16 protein-coding genes are annotated in these 21871 nt (G+C 67.3%); 8 read left to right on the plus strand and 8 right to left on the minus strand.

What is annotated here, in order from left to right:
* Nucleotides 1–27 precede the first annotated feature (27 nt).
* Nucleotides 28–2589 (minus strand): class III lanthionine synthetase LanKC, encoded by a 2562-nt coding sequence (gene lanKC / locus ACYVLJ_RS07705; RefSeq protein WP_460438178.1) that lies wholly within the window; start codon nt 2587–2589, stop codon nt 28–30.
* A gap of 447 nt (nt 2590–3036) precedes the next feature.
* Between lanKC and ACYVLJ_RS07710 the strand changes: the two genes are divergently transcribed.
* Together ACYVLJ_RS07710 and ACYVLJ_RS07715 are read left to right on the plus strand one after the other, a co-directional pair.
* Nucleotides 3037–3402 (plus strand): hypothetical protein, encoded by a 366-nt coding sequence (locus tag ACYVLJ_RS07710; RefSeq protein ID WP_451971756.1) that lies wholly within the window; start codon nt 3037–3039, stop codon nt 3400–3402.
* Nucleotides 3403–3424: 22 nt separating this feature from the next.
* Nucleotides 3425–3796 (plus strand): hypothetical protein, encoded by a 372-nt coding sequence (locus ACYVLJ_RS07715; protein WP_460438618.1) that lies wholly within the window; start codon nt 3425–3427, stop codon nt 3794–3796.
* Here ACYVLJ_RS07715 and ACYVLJ_RS07720 read toward each other — a convergent pair.
* Nucleotides 3786–5687, minus strand: coding sequence for an ArnT family glycosyltransferase (locus tag ACYVLJ_RS07720; RefSeq protein WP_460438179.1), 1902 nt, complete (start codon nt 5685–5687; stop codon nt 3786–3788). The genes ACYVLJ_RS07715 and ACYVLJ_RS07720 overlap by 11 nt on opposite strands.
* Before the next feature lie 254 nt (nt 5688–5941).
* Between ACYVLJ_RS07720 and ACYVLJ_RS07725 the strand changes: the two genes are divergently transcribed.
* Nucleotides 5942–6658, plus strand: a complete 717-nt coding sequence (locus ACYVLJ_RS07725) for a S1 family peptidase (protein ID WP_460438180.1) — start codon at nt 5942–5944, stop codon at nt 6656–6658.
* 45 nt (nt 6659–6703) lie between these two features.
* Here the strand turns inward: ACYVLJ_RS07725 and ACYVLJ_RS07730 are convergent, their stop codons facing one another.
* Nucleotides 6704–8008, minus strand: a complete 1305-nt coding sequence (locus ACYVLJ_RS07730; RefSeq protein ID WP_460438181.1) for an alginate lyase family protein — start codon at nt 8006–8008, stop codon at nt 6704–6706.
* Nucleotides 8009–8096: 88 nt separating this feature from the next.
* A complete protein-coding gene (locus ACYVLJ_RS07735; RefSeq protein WP_460438182.1) occupies nt 8097–8597 on the minus strand; it encodes a SixA phosphatase family protein in 501 nt (166 codons plus the stop codon).
* A 179-nt stretch (nt 8598–8776) separates the two neighbouring features.
* Here ACYVLJ_RS07735 and ACYVLJ_RS07740 point away from each other — a divergent pair, with 179 nt between their 5' ends.
* From ACYVLJ_RS07740 to ACYVLJ_RS07750, 3 genes are read left to right on the plus strand one after another with little or no spacing between them, the layout of a single operon-like run.
* Nucleotides 8777–9109 (plus strand): hypothetical protein, encoded by a 333-nt coding sequence (locus ACYVLJ_RS07740; protein ID WP_460438183.1) that lies wholly within the window; start codon nt 8777–8779, stop codon nt 9107–9109.
* Nucleotides 9102–10268, plus strand: a complete 1167-nt coding sequence (locus tag ACYVLJ_RS07745; RefSeq protein ID WP_460438184.1) for a putative T7SS-secreted protein — start codon at nt 9102–9104, stop codon at nt 10266–10268. Before ACYVLJ_RS07740 ends, ACYVLJ_RS07745 begins: the two co-directional genes overlap by 8 nt.
* A 40-nt stretch (nt 10269–10308) precedes the next feature.
* A complete protein-coding gene (locus ACYVLJ_RS07750; protein WP_460438185.1) occupies nt 10309–10734 on the plus strand; it encodes a contact-dependent growth inhibition system immunity protein in 426 nt (141 codons plus the stop codon).
* Between the two features lie 245 nt (nt 10735–10979).
* Here ACYVLJ_RS07750 and ACYVLJ_RS07755 read toward each other — a convergent pair whose 3' ends face one another.
* The 4 genes from ACYVLJ_RS07755 to ACYVLJ_RS07770 form a co-directional block, all read right to left on the minus strand.
* Entirely contained in the window at nt 10980–14117 is a 3138-nt protein-coding gene (locus ACYVLJ_RS07755; protein ID WP_460438186.1) for a type I restriction endonuclease subunit R, read from the minus strand.
* The gene (locus tag ACYVLJ_RS07760) at nt 14117–15298 is read right to left on the minus strand and encodes a restriction endonuclease subunit S domain-containing protein (protein ID WP_460438187.1); all 1182 of its coding nucleotides are present in this window, start codon (nt 15296–15298) and stop codon (nt 14117–14119) included. The genes ACYVLJ_RS07755 and ACYVLJ_RS07760 overlap by 1 nt, the downstream gene beginning before the upstream one ends.
* A complete protein-coding gene (locus tag ACYVLJ_RS07765; RefSeq protein ID WP_460438188.1) occupies nt 15295–17040 on the minus strand; it encodes a type I restriction-modification system subunit M in 1746 nt (581 codons plus the stop codon). Before ACYVLJ_RS07765 ends, ACYVLJ_RS07760 begins: the two co-directional genes overlap by 4 nt.
* 629 nt (nt 17041–17669) lie before the next feature.
* Entirely contained in the window at nt 17670–17957 is a 288-nt protein-coding gene (locus ACYVLJ_RS07770; RefSeq protein ID WP_460438189.1) for a helix-turn-helix domain-containing protein, read from the minus strand.
* Between the two features lie 66 nt (nt 17958–18023).
* On the opposite strand from ACYVLJ_RS07770, the gene ACYVLJ_RS07775 reads away from it, so the two are divergent.
* Together ACYVLJ_RS07775 and ACYVLJ_RS07780 are read left to right on the plus strand one after the other, a co-directional pair.
* Nucleotides 18024–19001, plus strand: coding sequence for an AAA family ATPase (locus tag ACYVLJ_RS07775; RefSeq protein WP_460438190.1), 978 nt, complete (start codon nt 18024–18026; stop codon nt 18999–19001).
* A 220-nt stretch (nt 19002–19221) separates the two neighbouring features.
* Nucleotides 19222–21459 carry a S8 family peptidase gene (locus tag ACYVLJ_RS07780; protein ID WP_460438191.1) on the plus strand — a complete coding sequence of 746 codons (2238 nt, stop codon included), beginning with the start codon at nt 19222–19224 and terminating at the stop codon, nt 21457–21459.
* The last annotated feature ends 412 nt before the right edge of the window (nt 21460–21871 follow it).

Below are 21871 nucleotides of genomic sequence, written 5' to 3' on the forward strand. Positions count from 1 at the left end.
CCCTTCTCTGTTTCTCTTACGCCCCGGTCAGCGACCGGAGATCTGGGGGGACGGCGTTCCGTCGAGGAAGGGCAGCAACGCCCTGCCGTCCAGTACCGCGGCGAGGCCGAGCAGGATGCCCGCGCCGCCGGTGGTGACGTCCATCGACAACCGCAGGAGCAAGTTGCCGGGGAACGCGAGGCCGTCCTTGTACGGCACGGCGTGCCAGGCCAGCCGGGCCAGGTGCATGTCGACCGCCGCGCGGACGACCTCGTCCGGGTCCGGGTCCATGGCCAGCGCGGCCAGCAGGCCGGTCCGGCCGAAGAGCAGGCCCGGGAAGACGACGAACTCGCCACGGCAGGCTTCGCGCAGGCCCGGACGGCTCTTCAGCGACTCGGCCTCCGGACGGTGCCGGGCGAGCTGCTCGGCGACCATCAGGATCCCGGCGCTGCCGACGCCGGCGTAGGGCAGCGTCCGGCTTTCGCCGTCGCGGACCTGCAGTGATCCGTCGTCGGTGGTGACGCACTCTTCGAGATCGCGCTGCAGCGCCTGGTCGGCCAGGGAGAGCCACAGCTGCTCGTGGGTCTGCTCGTACAGGCGGACGAACAGCAGCGCGGGCCCGGACCAGCCGTTGAGCAGCCCGGCGCGGCCGGCCTTCCCGGGCGGCGTGGCGGTGTCCAGCGCTTCCGCCAGGCGGACCGCCGTGGCGAGCGCCTGGCGGCCGTACTCGTTGTCGTGCCGCCGCGCCGCGAAGTGCAGCTGGGTCAGCGCGATGCCCGAGAGGCCGCCTTCGAGCGCGTGGTCGGTGGTCTGCGCGACCAGCTGCGCCGACGAGGCCAGCAGCCGGGTCGCGGCGTCGTGGTGGCCGAAGTTCTCCAGCACGTAGGCGATGCCGTGCGTGCCGTCGAAGAAGCCGGGCCGCGGCGGCGGCTCGCGGCGGACCGAGTCGAGCAGCCACCGCTCGTACTCGGGGAACCGCCCCGCGCCGGCCACGTCCAGTGCGTGCAGGACGCCCGCCGCGCCGTTGCCGAAGCACGCGCCGCCCAGCCGGAACTGCTCGATGTCGCCGGGGAACAGCCGGTCGGTCCGGTGCGGGGTCGCCGACGCCAGGATCGCGGCGGCGACCTGCTTGCGGACGAGGGCCCAGTCCGGCCGCGGGGTGTCCAGCTCGGTGGTGGTGATCGCCGGACTCGCCGGCTCCGAGCGCGGAGCGAGTCCGGCGACGATCGCGTCGGCGTACCCCTCGGGGACGTCGAACGTGCGCTGCACGAAGTCCGCGTAGCCGCGCAGCTTCGCCGGCGACAGCTCGAGCAGCGTCGTGAGCGGCAGGAAGAACCACAGTCGGAACGCGGCGAGCGCGTACTCGTCGACCTCGGTGCCCGACCGGTCGGCCGGCGCCCGGAAGCCCGGCGCGCCGAGCGCGGGCCGGTCGCCGCCGTCGGCGTCCGCCGCCAGCTCGAAGTCGATCAGCGAGAGCTCGTCGGTCTCCGGGTCGATCAGGACGTTCTGCGGGTGCAGGTCACCGAAGACCAGCCCGCGGTCGTGCACCGCGGCGAGGATCCGCTCGAGCTTGCCGAGCAGGCCGAGGGCGCGCTCGGTGTAGGCGGTCAGGTCGCCGTCGGTGCGGTTGCGCCGGGTCAGCGGGTAGTTCAGCGCGAGCCAGCCGCCCAGCGGGGTGCCCGGCATGTGCTCCATGGCCAGGTAGTGGTGCTCCCAGACGGTGAACCGCTCGAACGTCCGCGGCACGCCGGGGATGCCGTCCAGGCGCTCCAGGACCTCGTGTTCGCGGCGCAGGCGCTCGACGGCGTCGGTGCGCGTCCGGTCGAGACCGGCGTGCGGCCGGGCCTCCTTGAGGACGACCTCCTCGCCGTCGCTCTTGCGGGTCGCCAGGTAGACGCCGCCGCCGTTGGAGAAGTGCAGGGAACTCGTCACCCGGTAGGGGAACTGCGCCGGGTCCCCGGCCTTTCGCGCGGCGATGCTGGCGGTCAGGCACGCCGGGACCCGCACCCAGTCGGGCACCGAGAACCGGGGCTCCCGATTATCGGGTACGAGCGTTCCGTCCGGTTTGCTGATCGCCAGGACGCGCGAGCCGCCGTGCTCCACCCATCGCTCTGCGAAGCCGCCGTAACGGACATACAATGGCCCGCTTCCGTATCGCAGGTCGCTCAGGATATAAGCGCCGTGCTCGCCTTCGAGCCGGGCCGCCAGATCTTCGAGAACACGCTCCAGCTCGTCGTCGTCAGCCGGGTAAATGGTGATGAGCTTGGCGCTGCCGTCACGGGGAGCGTATTTCGAATTCCGGGCGAGCAGGATCATCAGCGAGCGGAGGTGCTTGTAGGCGATCCGGTGCTCGATACAGTACTCGTGCACCTGCACGAGCACGCGCCGTGCGTTGTCCAGACCAGCGGAAACGTGGATTTTCCAACCCTGGCCGGGAAGTTCGCGCCCCTCGGGGCGCAGGGCCCGCCACACGCCGCGGTCGGTCGCGACCCAGCCGGCGGACGGCGCCGGCAGCACCTGGGCGAAATCGTCGGACGGCGCGCCGATTTCCTGTTGTTCGTCGAAGAACAACGGGTCGGCGAAGCAAAATGCTTCGTAGCGCAGGTCCATCGAAGATACTCCTCCGTGCGATCCCCCGGGCGTCGCGGCTCCGGGACGAGGAATATTCCCCCATGCCGGGCGGCCTCGCGCCTATCCGCCAACCCGGGGGTTCAACTGGGCTATCCGAGGTAGGCAAAAAGGTCACTTACCAGTCGGTACACGAACCCAGCGTGATTCTTGGCCAACGGCCAACCACTCTGTCGGGGTGTAACACGAAGCTTTTTACGACATTCCCGCAGGTCCACACAAGGGTAGCCCAGAATAAACCACCGAATTGGCACAATGCCATCAACACCATCTGGTGATCAATTTTCCCGGTGCCCGCACACCTCGTTGCCCGATCCTGTCCACTGTGGAGCGATCCGGTGGCCCACGCCACGCCCGCGGCACCTCGGCGAACGGACCCGCCGGTACTACGGAGTAAGTTGGCGGCCGGCGGACCGGAAGGAGGAACGGGTGATCTTCGGATTCGCCGTGGCGGTCGCCGTGGCGGCCACGCTCGTCGCGCTCTGGAGCTTCGTCCAGTCGGCCCGCAACCGGCTGCCGGACAACCCGCTCCTGATCGGGCTCGCGGTCGTCGAGGCCCTGCTGGTCGTCCAGCTGGTGATCGGCATCGTGCTGCTCGCCGGCGGCGAACGGCCCGGCAGCCTGGCGACCTACCTGGCCTACCTGATCGGCTGCCTGCTCGTGCTGCCCGCCGGCGCGGTCTGGGCGCTGGCCGAGCGGAGCCGGTCGAGCACGGTGGTGCTCGGCATCGCCTGCCTGGCCATCCCGGTGATGGTGCTGCGACTGAACGAGGTGTGGAGTGGAGCAACAGCGTAAGACGGCTTCCGGCCCCGGACGGGTGCTCGTGGCCGTGTACGCGATCTTCGCGCTGGCCGCGACGTCGCGGGCCGGCGTCCAGATCGGCACGAAGTTCCACGAGGCACCGCTGGCCTACCTGCTGTCGGCGTTCGCCGCGGTCGTCTACATCGTCGCGACCATCGCGCTGGCCAAGCGCGGCGACGGCTGGTGGCGCGTCGCCCTCACCGCCTGCTCGATCGAGCTCCTGGGCGTCCTGACGATCGGCACGCTCAGCCTCGTGGACGCGGCGGCGTTCCGGCACCCGACCGTCTGGTCGGTCTACGGCGAGGGCTACCTGTTCATCCCGCTGGTCCTGCCGGTGATCGGCCTGTACTGGCTGCGCAAGACCGCCCCCGCCGAAGTCACCGCCTGACGCCGCAGTCGAACAACACCCCGGCCGTGGCCGCGTCCGCGCCGATCCGCGCCGGTGGCACCGGACGGCAGTGCTTCGCCTCCCAGCCGATCCGCCGCGTGAGCTCACCGGCGTCCCCCGCGACCGCCGCGGTGGTCCGGTTCGCCCCGGCGCGGCCGATGTCGAGGAACACCTGCGGCAGCAGCACGAACCGGAGTTTCCCGGCTGCCACCCACTGCGGCAGCTCCCCGGCGGACGGCGCCGGGTCGAAGCCGAGATAACCACCGAGCGGCGCGACGCGCGCGTCGGTGTTCAGCAGGAACGGGTCCGCGCCGTACGTGCCCCCCTCGACCGCCAGGACGACCGAAGCGGACGAAGCCTGCGCCTCGGCGTACGCGAGCACCTCCCGCTGGCCGGTGCTGAGCCGGTACGCGTCGTCGATGAACCGGACGTACGCCGCTTCGGCGCCCTGCCCGGTGTTGATGCCGACCACGGTGTGCAACGCCGTCGTCGACGGCGGGCCGGCGGCGGGATCGGCGGACTCGAGCACGCTGACCGGCCGGACCGCCGTCTCGACGACGAAGGCCGCGGGACCGGCCACGACGGCCGCCAAGCCGACCAACGCAGCCACCCGCGCAACCCGCAGAAGCGCCGCGACGACAGCGAGCAGCGCCAACGCCAGCACCAAGTACCGCAGCCAGGGCGCCCATTCCGGCGTCCGGTCGAGCAGGACGTACGCGAGCACTGCGGTTCCCGCCACCGCGACCGGCAACACGAACCGCGCCGCTCCCCCGGCCCGGTGCCACCGCCAAGCCGTGACGAGGCCGGCCGCCGAGAGCGCGGCGATCGCCGGAGCGAGTTCGGCGGTGTAGTACGCGTGGAAGATGCCGCCGGTGAACGAGAAGACCGCGGCCCCCACGACCAGCCAGCCACCCCACAACGCCCATCCCGCCTTCACCCGCGGCTCGGCACCCCGAGCGCGGCACACGGCGACGACCAAGGACGTCAAAGCGAGCGGCACCAGCCACGCGATCTGCCCGCCTACCTCGGCGTCGAACAACCGCAACGGACCCGCTCCGCCGCCGAGCGCCGCGCCGACCGTGGCGCCGTAGCCGCCGCCGATCCCGGTCGTCCCGCCGACCAGCCGCGTCAGGCCGTTGTAGCCGAAGGCCAGCTGCCACACCGAACCGTCCGTGGTGCTGCCGACGAACGGTTTGGTCCCCGGCCACACCGTGACGACGACCGGCCAGGCCAGCGACACGACGAGCGTCACGACTCCAGCTAGGCCGATCCACCCGAGCCGCCGGCCGCGTGAGCCGGGCGCCCCGGCGAAGTAGGCCAGCGCCAAGCCGGGCAGCACGATCCACGCGGCGAGCATCTTGGTGAGGAAGCCCAGACCGACGAAAACCCCCGCCCACAGCAGCCATCGCGCGTTCTCGATCGCGCGGGTCACGCAGTAGGCGGCGAGGAGCAGCAGCAGCACCAGGAGCGTGTCCGGCACGTTGTCGCGGTTGATCGCCGCGGTGATCGGCGTCAGCGCGAACAGGGCCGCGGCGATCAACGCGGTCGCCTGCCCGGCCCAGCGGCGCACCACCCGGTGCAGCACGAACACGGCCGCCACACCCTCGATGACCTGCACCAACACGATCGCCCACGGGTGGAAGCCGAACACCGCGACGCCGAGCGCCTGCGTCCAGAACGCGAGCGGCGGCTTGTCGACCGTGACGACGCCCGCCGGGTCGAAGCCCGCGAAGAAGAACGCCGAGACGTCGTGGGACATCGAGTGCACCGCGGCCGCGTAGTACGGCTGCAGCGGACGGCTCCCGAGCGCCCACCCCCACAGGACCGCCGCGACAGCCAGGATCACCCCCACCGCGATCCGCTCGGTCCGCACTTCGTTCGTCGCCGCCATGTCTCCCCCTCCGGTCCCGTCGGGAACGCTAGGGCGGCGCGACGCCGGAGTCCTCAAGCCGCGGTTTGAACCTCCCTCCACCCGTGGGTGGAGCGCGGAACTGTACGGGAACTGCACGTAGCCCGATCGCGGAAATAAATACGGAACCGACCGGACTTTCGTCGGTTTCGGACATTCCCCGGCAACTCGGACACTCTTCTCGTTCGGTCCCCACCGGCTTTCCCGTGCGGTTCTCCGCACGCAAAGGAGTGAGCGTGAAATTCGGCAAGTTCGTCCTGTTGGCCGCGTCCACCGCGCTGGCCGTCGTCGGTCTCGGCGGTCCCGCTTCGGCGGCCGGCACCCCGCAGGCCCAGCCGTCGATCATCGGCGGCAGCACCGCCTCGAGCGGTCCCTGGGCGGCCCGGCTGTTCGTGAACGGCCAGCAGAACTGCACCGCGACGATCATCGCGCCGCAGTACATCCTCACCGCGAAGCACTGCGTCAGCAGCTCCGGGACGTACACGTTCCGGATCGGCAGCCTCGACCAGTCCAGCGGCGGGACGATGGCCACCGGCTCGACCATCACGCGCTACCCCGGCAGCGCCGACCTGGCGATCGTCCGGCTCACGACCTCGGTGAACGCGACGTATTCGCCGCTCGGCAACGTCGGTGACGTCTCGGTCGGCCAGAACGTCTCGGTCTACGGCTGGGGCGCGACCAGCCAGTGCGGCTCCGAGATCAACTGCCAGTCGCGGTACCTGAAGGTCGCGACGGTGCGGGTGAACTCGATCAGTTGCAGCGACTACACCGGCGGCGTCGCGGTGTGCGCGAACCGCGTCAACGGCATCACCGCGGGCGGCGACTCGGGCGGCCCGATGTTCGCTTCCGGCCACCAGGTCGGCGTCGCGTCGACGAGCGACCGGTCGAACAACACGGCGTACACGAACATCACGCGTTATCGCAGCTGGATTTCCCAGGTGGCCGGCGTCTGATTCCCCGGAATGGGCCCGGCCGTTCCCGGCCGGGCCCATTCCGCGTCAGGACGTCGAAATGTCGTCGAGCTGTTCCGCGGCGGGCCGGACCGGGTAGAGGTCGCCGCCCGGTTGGACGGGCACCAGCGGCAACGCCGTCCGCGCGGCTTTGTCACCCGCGTCGGCGGCCGCGTGCAGCACGTCCAGTGCGGCGTACGGCCGGAAGTCCAGCTCCGGGTAGGACCACCGCCCCTGCGTCGCGCCCGGGATCAGGAAGTCGACGGCCGTGAAGAGCGTCGCGCCGCTGGGTGCGGTGTAGTGCCACAGGTCGACGCCGACGTGCTTGCCGATCTGCGCGAGCCGCGTCAGCGCGACGAGGTTGAAGTTGGAGTAGTGCCAGCTGCGGGTCCGGCTCGCTTCCTGCGGCTGGTAGCCGGTGGCGTCGATCTGCGGCGCGATCCGCTTCGGGCCGGCGTCCTGGACGATCGTCCTGGCCAGGTCACGCTGCCCGGTGCCGAGCGCCAGCCCGGCGGCCAGCATGTCGTAAAAGCTGCCGTGGTTGTTCTGGGCCTTGGCCTCGTCGGTGCCGTTCTTGCTGGTGCGCAGCCAATCCAGGAACTGCGTGTACCAGCCGGTCATGCCGGCCTGGTCGGTCTCGGTCCAGCCCGGGGCGCCGGTGGCGAGGATCGCGGTGGCGTCGACGACTTCGGTGAGGGTGTAGGAGAACTCGATGATGCCGATGCCGCGGCCGTCCACCTTGCAGGGGATGCCCTGGGCGTAGTTCAGGTTCGGGTTCATCTTCGTGGCGGCGTCGAGGAACCACGTCCGCAGGTCGAGGGCCGCGCGCTGGGCGTACCGCGCGTCACCCGTGTAGTACCAGGCGAGCGCGAGCCGGTAGATCGCGGTGAAGGCCTCGCCGCGGTAGGCGTGGTCGGTGATCTCGTCGACGATCGGGTTGCGCTGGCCGTCCTTCTGCACGAACGGACAGCCCCAGGGGTTCTCGGCGGTCGGCGCGGTGGTCGGCCACCAGTAGGGCGCGAGGCTGAGGTAATCGTGCTTGTCACCGCTGGGCGGGACCTGCTTCTTGGCGGTGACGCTCCACGGCCCGGCCGTGAGGTCGGTCTTGACTTGCGTCAGCAGGTTGCCGAGGGCGGTCTTGGCGGTGCGTTCCCCGACGAGCGCGGCGAACTTCGTGCGCAACAACCGGCCGCCGTCGAGAACGGCGGTCTGCGGCGCGCAGATGGCCCCGATGACCGGGACGCCGCAGCCGTGCGCCGCCGGCGCGGCTTCCGCGGGTGCGGCCTCCGCCGGTGCGGCGAAGGAGGTGGCCACGAGGGCAAGCACGGCCACGACGGTGTGGCGGAGAACCATGTCGGCTCCATTCACAAATATGAACATCAGACCTGTGAGTGAATGGAGCGTACGCATGTGAACACGCCTTGGGCAATGCCCGTTCGGTTCAGTCGCGAGGCCGGAAGAACCCGACGAGCCGCGCCGTGACGAGGTCGGCCCAAGTGTCGTCGGTGACCAGCACGGCCGCCGCGCCGGTCGGGAACTTGGCCTGGACCAGCCGCGTGTCGTCCCCATAGCCGGCGAGCTGCAGGGTCAGCTCACCGACCCCAGGCTCGTGCCCGACGAGGGCAAGCGTGGTGACAGCATCCGGAATCCGCCTGACGGCGTCGAGGAACTCTTCAGGACCGGCACCATAGAGATCATCTGCGTACTCGACGACCGGCTGCGCCGGCAGTTCCGCGGCAACGAGCGCCCAGGTGTCCTTGGTGCGACGGGCGGTGGAGCAGAGGACGTGCTCGGGGACGTAACCGTTGTCGCCGAGCCAACGTCCAAGCTTGGGCGCATCCCGCAACCCCCGCGGCCCAAGCGGCCGTTGGTGATCGGGAACCCCGTCCGGCCAGGCCGATTTCGCGTGCCGGAGGATGACGAGCCGCCGGGTCGCGTCCATGTACACCGCCTGTCGCCTCGCTGCAGCAAGCCGAGGAATAATGGGCCGTAACGTGCCTTGTCAGGAGATCTGGGCTTCGTTATGTCTCCGTTCGCCCAGCTGTGCTCACGACAGGTCGACCGCTTGTCATCGGCGATCCAATCATCCACACTCGATGAGCACTGAACGTGTTCGGGGGGATGGTTTCAGTAGTGGATGGTCCTGGGTTCCATGTCGACGTCGGCAAGGTAGAGGAAGCCGCGAACGGTATCAAGCGAAGCGTGACCGACCAATCGAGCTTCGAGCTACGCGACCTGTGCGGCGATACCAACCTGTGCGGACACGACGGCATCCACAACTCACTGATGGACTTCTGCGTCCGCTGGAGCGACGGTCTCGACATCTTGACCGATGACGCGGACGCGATCGGCGACGTCCTCACCAAGGCAGCCGCCGCGTACCGCGCGACGGACTCCGCCGCTGCCGGCTCGCTCACCACCGACCCGGGCCAGGGACCGGTGGACGATGGCTGAACTCGGATACACCACTGACCCGACAGCCCTCGTCCCCGGCAAACCCGAAGCGATCGAGGAGAACGCGCGCGTGCTGAACGCCCGCGGCGACCTCGCCGGCCAGGCCGCCGACGGGCTCAAAGCCATCGACACCGGAGCCTGGGAAGGCCCCGCTGCACGCGTGTTCCACGACAAGTTCAGCTACGAACCGAACAAGTGGTTCGACGCCGCCGACGCCCTGCACCGGGGCGGGACACTGCTGACCGACTACGCGCGCACGCTTCGCTGGGCCCAAACCCAGGCAGGCGAAGCCATCGCCCAGTGGAACAACGCCCAAGCCGCCTCCCAGCAGGCCAAAGCCCGACACGATGCCGCCGCAGCTGAGGCTCAGGCCAACAACCAGCCTCTGCCACCGTTCACCGATCCGGGTGAAGGCGGACGACAAGCTGCCCAGGACACTCTTAACCGAGCCCGAGCGCAACTGACCGAGGCCGGGAACTCCATCGCAGGAATGCTCGACACCGAAGCGGACGTAGCTCCACAAAAGTCCAGCTGGCTCGACGACGCCGGCAACTTCCTCGCCGACGTCGGCACCCACGCCGCGAACAGCCTCGCCTCGTTCGGCAACGCCATGCTCAACCACCCCGTCGACACCGCCCTCGCGGTCGGCGGAATAGCGCTGACCACGATCAGCTCAGCGGGCGAAGGCGCGGGCCTCCTCCTCGACGCCACCGGCACCGGCGCCATCGCCGGCGTACCCCTCAACGTCGTGTCCACAGCAGGGATCGCTGTCGGCGGAACGATGACCGTCGGAGCCATCGGCGACCTCGCCCGCCACGCCGCTACCGACGACCACGTCGAACCCGTCAAACCGCGCTCCAACCCGACCAAACCCACCAAGACGGACCGGCTCAAGGAACATCTCACCGACAAGGACCTCGACGGCGCCCGCCGCGAGTTGAACGGTGAAGTCGTCGCCCGCAAGGGTGACGGCACACCTTGGGACCACGTCACCGAAGTTCGAGAGGCCCAGAACGGCCTCTCGAACCAGATCAACCGGTTGAAACGCCAGCTCAGCGACTCACGACTGTCGCCCGAAGATCGCCCCGCCGTCGAGGCCGAGCTGTCCGAAGCCAGCCGCTTGCTCGACTACAGTGAGCAGTGGGTACCGCGCGGATAGCAGCCTCATGAACACGACACGACAGCTGACACGAGGAGCCATGGGGACCAGTCCTGACGTCGACGAATCGCTCACCCTCGAGCAGATCGAAGACCGCCGCTGGGGCAACCCACCAGCCGACGCAACCCGGCTGATCAGGACCGTCTACGAACTGCGTCACAAACCAGTCGGCGCTATGGACATCGAAGACCTCCGTGTGCTCGTGCTCCAGCAGGAGAGCCTCGACGTACTGGTCCCCCTCGCGCTGACCCACCTCGAGCAGAACCCACTCGCCGAAGGCGACTTCTACCCCGGCGACCTGCTCACAGCCGTGCTGAAGATCCCGCAGACGTACTGGCAACAGCACCCTGACCAACGCAGCCGCGCTTCAGCCGTGACCGGAGCAGTCGAGTCCCTCGGCAACCTCGACGATCACGACGCACCACACGACACTATCTGGCAGCAGATCAACATGTTCCGCGGCTGACATCCACAATTAGGACAGTCGCGGACATCTGATCTGCGGAATTGCTTCAATACCGGTCGGAGCAGGACGGGAATGGCGCTGACCGCCGCCAACTGCACGAGCCGCTCTCGCTACCGCTGCGATGGCCGGCTGGAAACTTATGTGTGCGCGGCACGCCACCTGTGCGTTCGCCATCACCTTTGGGTGACCGCCGGCAAGCTATCGAGAATGCCGAGACACCGTTCGTGGCATGGCATCCGGGCTGCTCACACATCCGTCTGCTGATCGATCGCAGCTTCGTAAAAGGCGTCCGCGAGTGCCACGATGACAGCGTTGACGCCAGGCCCGTCACTGAAGAAGTAGTCCGCCATGGTGTTGTGGGCCTCCTGATTCTCGACCACCGCCTCGACGACCGCAGCCTGGAAGTCCTGCGACTCCATGAATTGCTTCTTCGAGTTCACCTTAGTCTGGTTGATCAGGTCCGGGTGGGCGAGTAGCCGCTGCACCAGGCCCTGCACGAACTCCCGGACCTGCGACCCCGTGAACGACTCGGCACCGAAGAGATCATTCATCTTGTCGATGACGACCTGGAGTGCGACGTACTTCGGCTCCTTCCGGCCGCCGGTGCCCGCAGCGCTGATGCCTTTGAGCTCGCCGTCGCCGGTCAGCGAGATGTCGACTGCAGTTCCCTTGCTGTGCTTGACGCCGACAAGGACCACATCGGACAAATCGACCTCCGCGGCCCAGGACGAGTCTGCGATGACCTTCTCCAGGAGCCGCAGGAAGATCGACAGCATCTCCATGTACGCGTCGCCATAGTCGACGATCTGGCTCATGAAGTCGTAGAGCCTGACAAGAGTGGAGACGTCCTTGCGGAACAGGTCGAGAATGTTGAGGGTGACCTTGTCATCGGCCTCAATCGCAGCCGCGTAGCGGCGGGCGAACTCGTTCTTGGCTGGGCTGATCGCAGCCGAGAGCGCGTTGTTGCCCTTCCGGGTGACCCACAGTTCGGCGACCTCGCGCACCTGCTCTGGCGTATAGATACCAGCTTGGTCGAGCTTGGTGGCTAGGTGGAAGACAACGTACGGATCGGTCTCGGTCTCCAGGGTGGCGTTCGTGAAGTACGGCTCGAACGCGGCCCGGATGTCCTCGGGTTTGTTCACGAAGTCGATGACGAACGTCTTGCGCTTGCGCTCTCCGCCCGCAGTGCGATAAGTGCGGTTGAGCCGCGACAGCGTCTGCACGGCGGTGACCCCAGAGAGCTTCTTGTCGACGTACATCGCCGAGAGCAGCGGCTGGTCGAACCCTGTCTGATACTTGTTGGCGACCAGCATAATCTTGTACGTTGCGCCCTTGAAGGCGGCGGCCAAGTCCGAGCCGGCGCCCGGGTTGAGGTTGGCCTCGGTGAACTCGTCGTCCTTGCTCGGGTGCGGCCCCCAGTCCGAAGCCCACTCTTCGTCCTCGGCCATCGTCACCGAGCCGGAGAAGGCGACCAGGGTTCGGTAGTTGTACGAGGCATCGTTGGCGGCCCGCTTGGCGATGTAGGCGTCGATCGCCTTCTTGTACTTCACCGCGGCCTTGCGAGAGTCGGTCACGACCATCGCCTTCGCCTTGCCCTCGAGCAGGTGGGCGACGTTGACGTGGAAGTGCTCGACGATGATCTGCACTTTCTGGCTGATGTTGGTCGGGTGCAGCTTCACCCACCGCATCAGCCCTTTGCGCGCCGCGGCCTCGTCCACCACCACGTCGCCGTCGCCGCTCTCGGCCTGGCCGGCGATCTTCAGCGCGGTGTCGTAGGACTGGTAGCCCTTGAGTACGTCGAGGATGTAGCCCTCCTCGATCGCCTGTCGCATCGAGTACAGGTGGAACTCGACTGGCTTGTTGTCAGGGCCCTTGCGACCGAAGAGCTCCAGGGTCTTGTTTTTCGGCGTCGCGGTGAACGCGAAGTAGGAGATGTTCTTCGACTCGGCCCGCTCGGTCATTTCCGAAGCCAAGATTGACTCGACATTGATCGAGCCGCCCTCCTCGATCTCCTTGACCTCCTCTGCGGTCAGCACGGCCTTGAGCTTGGAGGAGATCTGTCCGGACTGTGAGGAGTGCGCCTCGTCCGCGATCACCGCGAACCGCTTCCCCTTCAGGCCCTTGTCGGCCCGGATCTCGTCGAGTGCGAACGGGAAGGTCTGCACCGTGACAGCGATGATCAGCTCCCCGTTCTTCAACGCGGTCGCCAGCAGCCCGGACTTCGACTTGGCGCCCGCCTTGCGGACGTCCTCCGGACTTATCGTGGTCACGATCTTCCCCGACCCGTCGATCTGCCGGATCGCCTCCTGGAGCTGCCCGTCGAGCACAGTGCGGTCCACGACCACGATCACCGAGTCGAAGACCTTCTTGTCCTCCACGTGTAGCCGCGCCAGCCGATGCGCTGTCCAGGCGATGGTGTTTGTCTTACCCGAGCCTGCGGAGTGTTCGATCAGGTAGCGATGGCCCACTCCCTCCTCGCTCACCGCGGCCACGATGTTCGTCACGGCTTCCCATTGGTGGAACCGGGGGAAGAGCATGCTCGTGCGCCGCACCGACGTCCCGGTCGCGACGTCCCACTCCTCCTTGGTTTCCACGATCATCAGTCGGCCGATGATGTTGAGCCAGGCGTGCTTCTCCCAGACCCGCTCCCACAGGTACGCGGTTGCTGAACGCCCGCCCGTACCCGGCGGGTTCCCCGCACCATCCTCATGGCCGACGTTGAATGGCAGGAAGTGCGTCTTCTCGCCCTCGAGCCGGGTGGTCATCGCGGCCAGGTCGTTCGAGACCGCGAAGTGCACCACCGCCCGGTGCCCGAAGGACAGCAGCGGCTCGAGCCGCCCGTTGGTCAGCGGATTCCGGTTCTTGCGGTACTGGTTGATCGCCTGATCGAGGGACTGTGTGAAGTCGGTCTTCAATTCGACCGTCGCGACCGGGAGCCCGTTGATGAAGAAGACCAGGTCGATGCTGCGCTGGTCGGCGGTGGAGAAGTGGACCTGCCGCATCACCCGTACCCGCATCGCCGCGTACTGCTCGTTGGTGGTTGCGTTCAGGCTCGTCTCGGGGCGGAACTGCGCCATCTTCAGCCGGCCGCCGCCGATGTACTGCACTCCGTTGCGCAGGATGTTCAACGTCCCGCCACCGTGTTCGAGAGGCTTGTCGAGCGCCGTGGCCAGCACGTCGAGGAAATTCGCCTCCGACCCTGCCGCTCTCAGCGCCTTTTCGTATGGTGCCGGCTGGGTCTCTTTCAGCCAGGCGAACAGGTCATCGGGGAAGAGCGCCCGCTCCCGGTCGTAGCCGGTGTCGTCCTCCGAGTACAGCCACCCATGGCCAGCCAGGTACTCGCAGATCTCGGTCTCGAAGACGACCTCGTTGTGACCGGCCATCAGGCCATCTCCCGTACGTCGATCTGCCCCGTCACCGCCGCCGTGATCAACGCCGCCCGCCGCTCACGGGCAAGCTCGATAAACTGCTTAGTCTCGGTGATGAGTGTGTCGATCTTCGCCAACCGGCTAACAAGGTCAGCGGCGGCGTTGGGATCAGCAGGCAGGTTGATGTCGAAACGCGCAAGGTCCTTCATACCGAGCGTGGGCTGAATGCTGTCTCCGCTCGTCGCCAACTCAGCCTGATACAGAAATTTGTTGGATCCGATCCAGGCGCATAAGAGGGGAGCTATAGCCGGGTCTTTGCAGCGGAGTACAGCCACCGCCCGCGCGACGTTCGCGCCCGCGAGCCACCGAGGTGCGAGCGCAGCCTGCCCCATCTTGCCAACGACGCCGAGAAGCACTTCACCGCCGACGATCTTCGTACGTGAGTACTCATCTGACTGCTCCGGCGCGATCGCCGGCATGGGCCGCTCCGGTGTGAGGTTTAGCAGGTCGCCGACGCGAACAAACGGAACGCCCTCCGCCTCGTCCACGTACCTCGGCACCAGCACGCCGTACGACGGGCGGGCCGCCAGCAATCGTCCGACCTTAGTTGCCTCGGTCGAGGGGTCGGTATCGAATGCTGCGGAGAGTACTGCGGCACGGCGCTCGCGGAGCATCTCGATCAGGCGCTGCTGCTCCTCGACGAGGGTGTCGATGCGGGCAGTCTCGCGGTCGAGGTAGTCAGCGATGCCCCGCTGCTCGTCGTTGCCGGGAATGTAGGCATCGATCATCTTCAGGACCGAGAACGGCACCTCCGTGGTCCGAACATTGGCCTGGTCACCTGCGCCGATCCCCCGCTCGCGCTTGATGAGCTCCTCGGTGAACCACGATGACTTCATCAGGTAGGCGATGAAGTGCGGATCCGTTCCTTCGCGCGGTCGCATAACCTCGTAGTGGTAAGTCACCAGACCGTCCTCGGCCGCGACGCCCATCGCACCGGAACGGATGCTCATCTTGTTGAAGACGATGTCGTTGACCCGGCACACCTTGTAGTTGTCGAGGGACTCAGCCCGCGGGGGAGCGTCCGTCAACTCACTTCGCCGGATGACTCCCCGCGTCTGGGATACCGACATGAGCGGAAGGTCAATGCCCGGGATGCGCTCGTCGATCTTTTCCATAGCGTGTCCGAAGCGCGTCACTGCTCCACCTCCCGCAGCAGGTCGAGGATCTTGGCGACTTGCTTCTCCAGGTCGGCATCGATCTCCGCGAGAGGGCGGGGCGGGACGTACTTGTAGAAGTGGCGGGTAAAGGGGAGCTCGTAGCCGGTCTTGACCTTGGCCCAGTCGATCCAGGAATCGGGGACGTGCGGCTTCACCTCGGCGTCGAAGTACGCCTGGATCACCTCGACCTGGCCGGCCGCACCCGCGCTCGATCCGCCGTAGGTGAACGGGACGTTCTCGGTGTCGCGCTTCTTCGTGTCCGGCTTGGGCTTGCCCTTGCGGTCGACGACCGGCTTGCCGTCCCCGTCGAGCAACGGGCGCTCGACGGTGATGGTCCAGTGGCCGAACTCGTCGTTGCGCAGCACCTTGGAGTACTCGGGGTCGGCGTCGGTGAAGTCTTCGTACAGCTTCACCACCTTGGCGCGGTCGGCGTCGCTGATCTCACGCCCCTTGGAGCCGAGGTTCTTGCGCATCTTGGTCCAGAACGAGGTGCCGTCGATAAGCTGGACCAAGCCCTTACGGTCGGGATGCTTGGTGTTGTCGAGGATCCAGATGTAGGTGGCGATACCGGTGTTGAAGAACATGTTCGTCGGCAGCGCGACGATGGCGTCGACCAGGTCGTTCTCCAGCAGCCACTTGCGGATGTTGGAGGGGCCGGACTCGGCGGCACCGTTAAAGAGCGGCGAGCCGTTCATCACGATCCCGGCGCGGCCGCCGCCGTCCTCCGGCGCCCGCATCTTGTGAACCAGGTGGAGCAGGAAGAGCATCTGCCCGTCCGAGGTCGACGGGAGGCCGGGGGCGAACCGGCCGTAGGGGCCGGCGGAGTCGCGTTCGGCGGTGACCGCCTTGGCGTACTGCTTCCAGTCGACGCCGTACGGCGGGTTGGACATGCAGAAATCGAACTGGCGTCCCTTGAACGCATCGTCGGTGAGCGTGTTGCCGAAGGCGATGTTGGTCGCGTCGTGGCCTTTGGCGAGCAGGTCGGACTTGCAGATCGCGTACGACTGCGGGTTGTACTCCTGGCCGTACAGGCTCAGCTTCGCGTCGGGGTTCTGCAGGAGCAGGTGTTCCTCGGCCAGGGCGAGCATGCCGCCGGTGCCGGCGGTGGGGTCGTACAGTGTTCGGATGATGCCGGCCTCGGTCAGGTCGGCGTCCTTCTCCGCGAAGAGCAGGTCGACCAGCAGCCGGATCGCGTCGCGCGGGGTGTAGTGGTCGCCGGAGGTCTCGTTCGCGGCCTCGTTGAACTTGCGGATGATGTACTCGAACGCATCGCCCATGTCGGCGTTGGAGACGACATCCGGGTGCAGGTCGACGGCTTTGAAGGACGTGATGACCTCGCGCAGGAGCTCCGCCTTCTCCAGGGCGAGGATCTCCTTCTTGAAGTCGAAGTACTCGAACACGTCGACGTCGGGTGAGAACCGGTCGATGTAGTCGGCCAGGTTGTCCGCCAGCCCGTCGGCGTCGGCCAGCAGGTTGGCGAAGGAGTAGTTCGAGGTGTTGAAGAACGACCGGCCGGTCGCCTTCTTGACCTCGATCCTGAGCCGGTTCGGGTTGTCGTACTTCGCCGCCAGCTTGCGTACCGTCTCGCGGTCGGGCTCGAGGATGCAGTCGAGGCGACGCAGGATCGTGAGCGGGAGGACCACGTTGCCGTACTGGTTGGGGCGGTAGGGACCCCGAAGCTGATCAGCGATCGACCAGATAAAACTACCGAGAGTGCTCACGCGGCTCCTTACGACGTTCACTCGACGATGAATGGTGGACGTCCAGCTTGAGGACGTGCGCACCGTCCGACCAGGCGGCGCACAGTCTGCGACAGCCGGCGCGTCACAGGAACATCATGGCGCATCGCCAGTCCTCGCCGCGGCGCCACCAGCGCTCGGCCGCGTGAGAGCCTGTAACCGGGCGCTTGCGTAGCCAGGGCGTTAGGATCGCGCAAGCGAGAAACCGGGCGGGAATCACTCGGCCGCGAGCTCGGTCTGCGCCTGCGTCGAGGCCGCTGGGCTGCGCACGCTACCCCCTCGCCGCAGGCAGACGAGCCGGCTGCACCGCCTCCGCCGGAACGACGAACCGACGGTCGAGCCGACGCCGTGGAAAGCCGGCTGCGAGCCGTCCCCGGCAACGGTGGGCACGACGTTCGGCTCGGCTACCTCTGGATGCTGGCCGGCACCGACGGGCAGGTGAAGCCGGACCGGAAGGTACCTCACTGGCTGAGTCGCCACCTCGGCCACCAGGTCGACGTCCGGTCAGGGAGCTCGACCACGCGATCTGGAAGGCAGCCTAACCGGAGGTCTCGGCTCATAGCTGGCGTGTTGTCAGAACGCTTCCGGCTCCGGCCAAGAGGGCCCGAACCTCATGAATCTGTGCGAGCTACCGCCTCAGTCGACGCCGTGCCGGACGTCTCAATGAGATCCACAGCATCGATCCGGAGTGCTTGCGCTAGCGCAAGCACGGTGAAGAACCCCGGTTCGACGGTGCGGCGCCCCTCCAATGCGCGGACTGTGCCGATCGCCACCCCTGCAGCTTGTGCCAATTGCTGCTGGCTCAGGCCCTGGTCCTGACGGGCCGCCTTCAGGATCGCGGCCAGACGCTGGGCCGACAGGCGATAGCGGCTGGTCTCGCGACTGGCGCGATTCGGCACACGATCATGCTACTACTGTAGCGCTACTACTTTGACACCCTTGCGTACGCGGGCTACCGTAGAGACGTGGCGGGGCGACATCTGAAAGCGCTGATTACGGCGTATCGCGACAAGGACGACCTGGCGTTCCGTCGCGCCGCTCAAGCGATCATCGACGAGGAAGAGAGCAAGCACCACGTCGCGCTTGCCCGCGACCTGCGTCGCTTGCTAGTCAGCGGTTCCGGCCTGCAGATGCCCGTCGTTGACGCACCGTTGCCGGAGCCCCCTCACGATCGCGACACCGACCTTCCGCTGGCTGACGTGCTCTCGCCCGACAGCATGCTCGACGATCTGGTGCTTGCTCCGTCACTGAGCGCGCGTCTCGCGGAGTTGACGCACGAGGTGCCCGCCTGGCCGCTACTGGACGCCGCCGGGGTCCCTCGCCGCCGATCTCTGCTGCTTTACGGTCCGCCAGGGTGCGGCAAGACCAGCATCGCTGCCGCGTTGGCTGGCCAGCTGGACTGGCCTCTCGTCACAGTCCGGACTGAGAGTGTGGTGTCCAGCTACCTCGGGGAAACCGCAAGCAACCTCAGCCGGGTGTTCGACTTCGCGCACTCCGGTGCGTACGTGATGCTGTTCGACGAGTTCGACAGCCTGGGCAAGCTGCGGGACGACCCGACCGACCACGGCGAACTGCGCCGTGTCGTCAACGCCGTACTGCAGCTGATCGACCGGTACACCGGACCGTCGCTGCTGGTGGCCGCCACCAACCACCAGCAGGTCCTCGACCCTGCCCTGTGGCGCCGGTTCAGCGAAGTTCTCGAGGTGCCCCTGCCGACAGCCGAGCAGCGACACATCCTGCTTGAACGCGTCTTGGCCGGCCGCATGCAGCCGGGTACGGATCTGGACCCCGTGGTGCAGGATCTGGACCGCTTTCCCCATGCCGCGGTGGAGCAGGCCGGACATGACGCTTTGCGGCTGGCCATCCTCGACGACCGCGACGTCGTGACCGCCTCCGACCTGGGCGAAGCCCTGGCGCGGACGCGGTCGCGTCCATGGGTGTGAGCACTGCTCTCTTTACGATTCGTTCACGTTGTCGCGTTATGCGTGCAGTCGGTAGCAGAATGCGGTTATGGCTGATCATCTGCCGCTGCCGCCCGGACGGCCCTTAAGCAGTCGCCGACGGCGAGGGGGATCTTCAGAAGATCGAGAAGTCCAACGGGGGGCCCACGCCACCGGCTTACGAGCTCAGCTGCGAGACGTCGAAACGACCGCACTGGGCCAGATGGAAGCGGATGCCGACGTCGAAGAGCTGGACACCCGCATTGTGTTGAAGCTGAGGGGAGCCACACGGCTGAAGACCGGGCCGTTCCGCGGCTTGGGTCTGACGGAACTCGGTGAAGGCGCCGGCTGGACCTATACGGTACTCAGTACCCGCGAGTCACGGGACCGGCTGGGTGAGGTCCTGCGGGAATATGGCGGCACCGACCCGGCCACCCCCATCGACTGGGACCATCCGCAAAGCTGGGCTGAGCTGCTGGACACGATCGAAGACATCGCGCTCTACGGTCCGGACGACCGCTACGACCGCGAACTCGACACCCTGACCTTCGACCGCCGGGAGCTGCTCGATGTGGTGATGTGGCCGTCGCCCGGCCTCGCCGACGCTCAAACCCGAGTAGCCGCGATCGAGAACCTTGTACGCGCCGCTTCGCGCGACGACAGCGCCATCCGGGTGGTCGCGATCGATCCGCGTCCCCAAACCACGGTCATCCGTGTGAGTGCCGACCGGGCGCTGCTTGATCGGCTGCTGGCCGAGCCGTGGGTGGAGCGCGTGCGGCCTCCGCTGCGACCAGAGGTCACCCTCGCTGACCTGGTCAACGCCACGATCACGGTGCCGTTGCCGACACCTGACGGCGAGCCGATCGGCGTCGTGGATGGTCTCGCGGTCACCGCCAACCCTCTCCTGCACGGTGCGGTCACCGCCTCCAAAGGCTTTCCGACAGGCCATGTCTACGGCGGCCCCGACGACCACGGCACCGGCGTCGCGGGGATGGCCGTGTGGGGTGACCTGGAATTCCTCGTCCGCCGGACGCCCCCCTCGCGGACACCGCGCCCGGTCGTCAACGCCCGAGTGCTCGAGTTCGACGGCAGGAACAACACTGTCGTCGGGCAACCTCACGTCACCATCGCCGAAGCCATCCGATGGCTCGTCGACGAGCACGGTGTCCGTGTCGTGTCCATCTCGATCAACCGCAACGAGCCGGCCGACGGACTGTTGCCCTCCGAGCTAACCACCACGCTCGACGAACTGGCCCGCGAACTCGACGTCGTCATCGTGGTAAGTACCGGCAACCGGCACACCGACGTTCCCTCCTCGGGGTGGCTCCACGGCTACCCGGGCTACCTGGTCGACACCGACGCCGGCATAGCCGAACCCGCTGACGCGGCGTTGGCGGTCACGGTCGGCTCTCTTGCCCGCCGCGATGTCCCCGGCGGCGCCCGCACGTCGTCACTGGTCGCTATCGCCCCGGCTGCCGGCCCGTCCCCGTTCACCCGCAGCGGTCCCACGCGGGGGAAGAATGCGACAGGCACCCTTAAACCGGAATTCGTCCACCACGGCGGCAACTGGGCCCACGACCACCAACTCAACCAACTCAGCCTCCGGGACCCCGGCATCTCCGTGATCACCGCGATCGCGCCGCAAGGCGCCCGGTTCATCGGCGTGGACAACGGCACCAGCTACGCGGCGCCGACGGTCGCGCACGAAGTCGCCCGCATCGCCACCCGCTACCCCGACGCCTCCGCCAACCTGCTGCGCGCCCTGCTCGCCCTCTCCGCCCGAGTCCCGGAAAAATCGGCGGTCGCCGGCATCGACCCCCTCCGGACCTGCGGGTACGGAGTGCCGGACGCAGAGCGAGTTCTCGAGTCCGGCGGCGCGAACGCCATCCTGACGATCGAAGCGACCATGGCCACCAACTCTGTCGTCATCCACCGCGTACCGGTTCCCTACGAGTTCGCTCGGGGCGCCAGTAAGCGACTCTTCCGCGTCGCTTTGGCGTTCGACCCGCCAGTGCGGCGCAGCCGCCGCGAATACATCGCCGGCACCATGAGCGTCGAACTTGTCCGCGGCCTCGACGAAGCCGAGGTCGAACGGCACTACCGGCTCCAGCCCAGCGTGAGCCAAGCCAACGCCGACCCCACCGTGACACGCCTCGACCTGCCGAAAGGGCGGCTACGACCGCAACTGGCCCCTCCGCCTACGCGCGTCGCATCGAACACCCTCATCCGCCGCGACTTCGACCACAAAGCCTGGGACCCAGACGACGAGCACTACTTCCTGATCATCAGCCACGACCTGAGCCCCTGGACTACTACGCAGAAGAAGCAGTATCCAGCCCAGCGCTACGCCCTCGCCGTGCACATCGCCGACGAGGAACGCACGAACCTCGACCTGCACAACCTCATACGCACACAGCTGCGCACCCGATTGCGCGCCAGCGGCAGCGGACACCGGCGGTGACGGATCCAGAGTCCGCGGGCTGATTACCGCCACAGTGCAAGCGAAGGTCTGCGGGGCCAGCGCTCCGGCCAACAACGGCACGGTCGCGATCAGGCACGGCCAAAATCTCCGCCTGCCGGCCATCGACTGGAGTTTGCGCGGCACATACTGCACTTGACGTTGCCGATGCGAGTGGGTGATCCGGATGCGGTCGTCAGCAGGTTTGTACAAGCGGTGTGGTTGCCGTGACAGTGCCGGGCGACGTCTGGGGGGGCGGTGTCCCCGGCTGTCGACGCGAGGCCACGGCACCTGGTATTTCCAGATCGAGATGCCTCCCCGGCCAAACGGCCGGAGACGACAGCTTCGCCGAGGAGGGTTCTGCTCACAGCAGGCGGCGCGGCAAGCCCGCGACTACCTCCGCAATCCCTGCGGA

This window comes from Amycolatopsis stemonae (assembly GCF_054781455.1).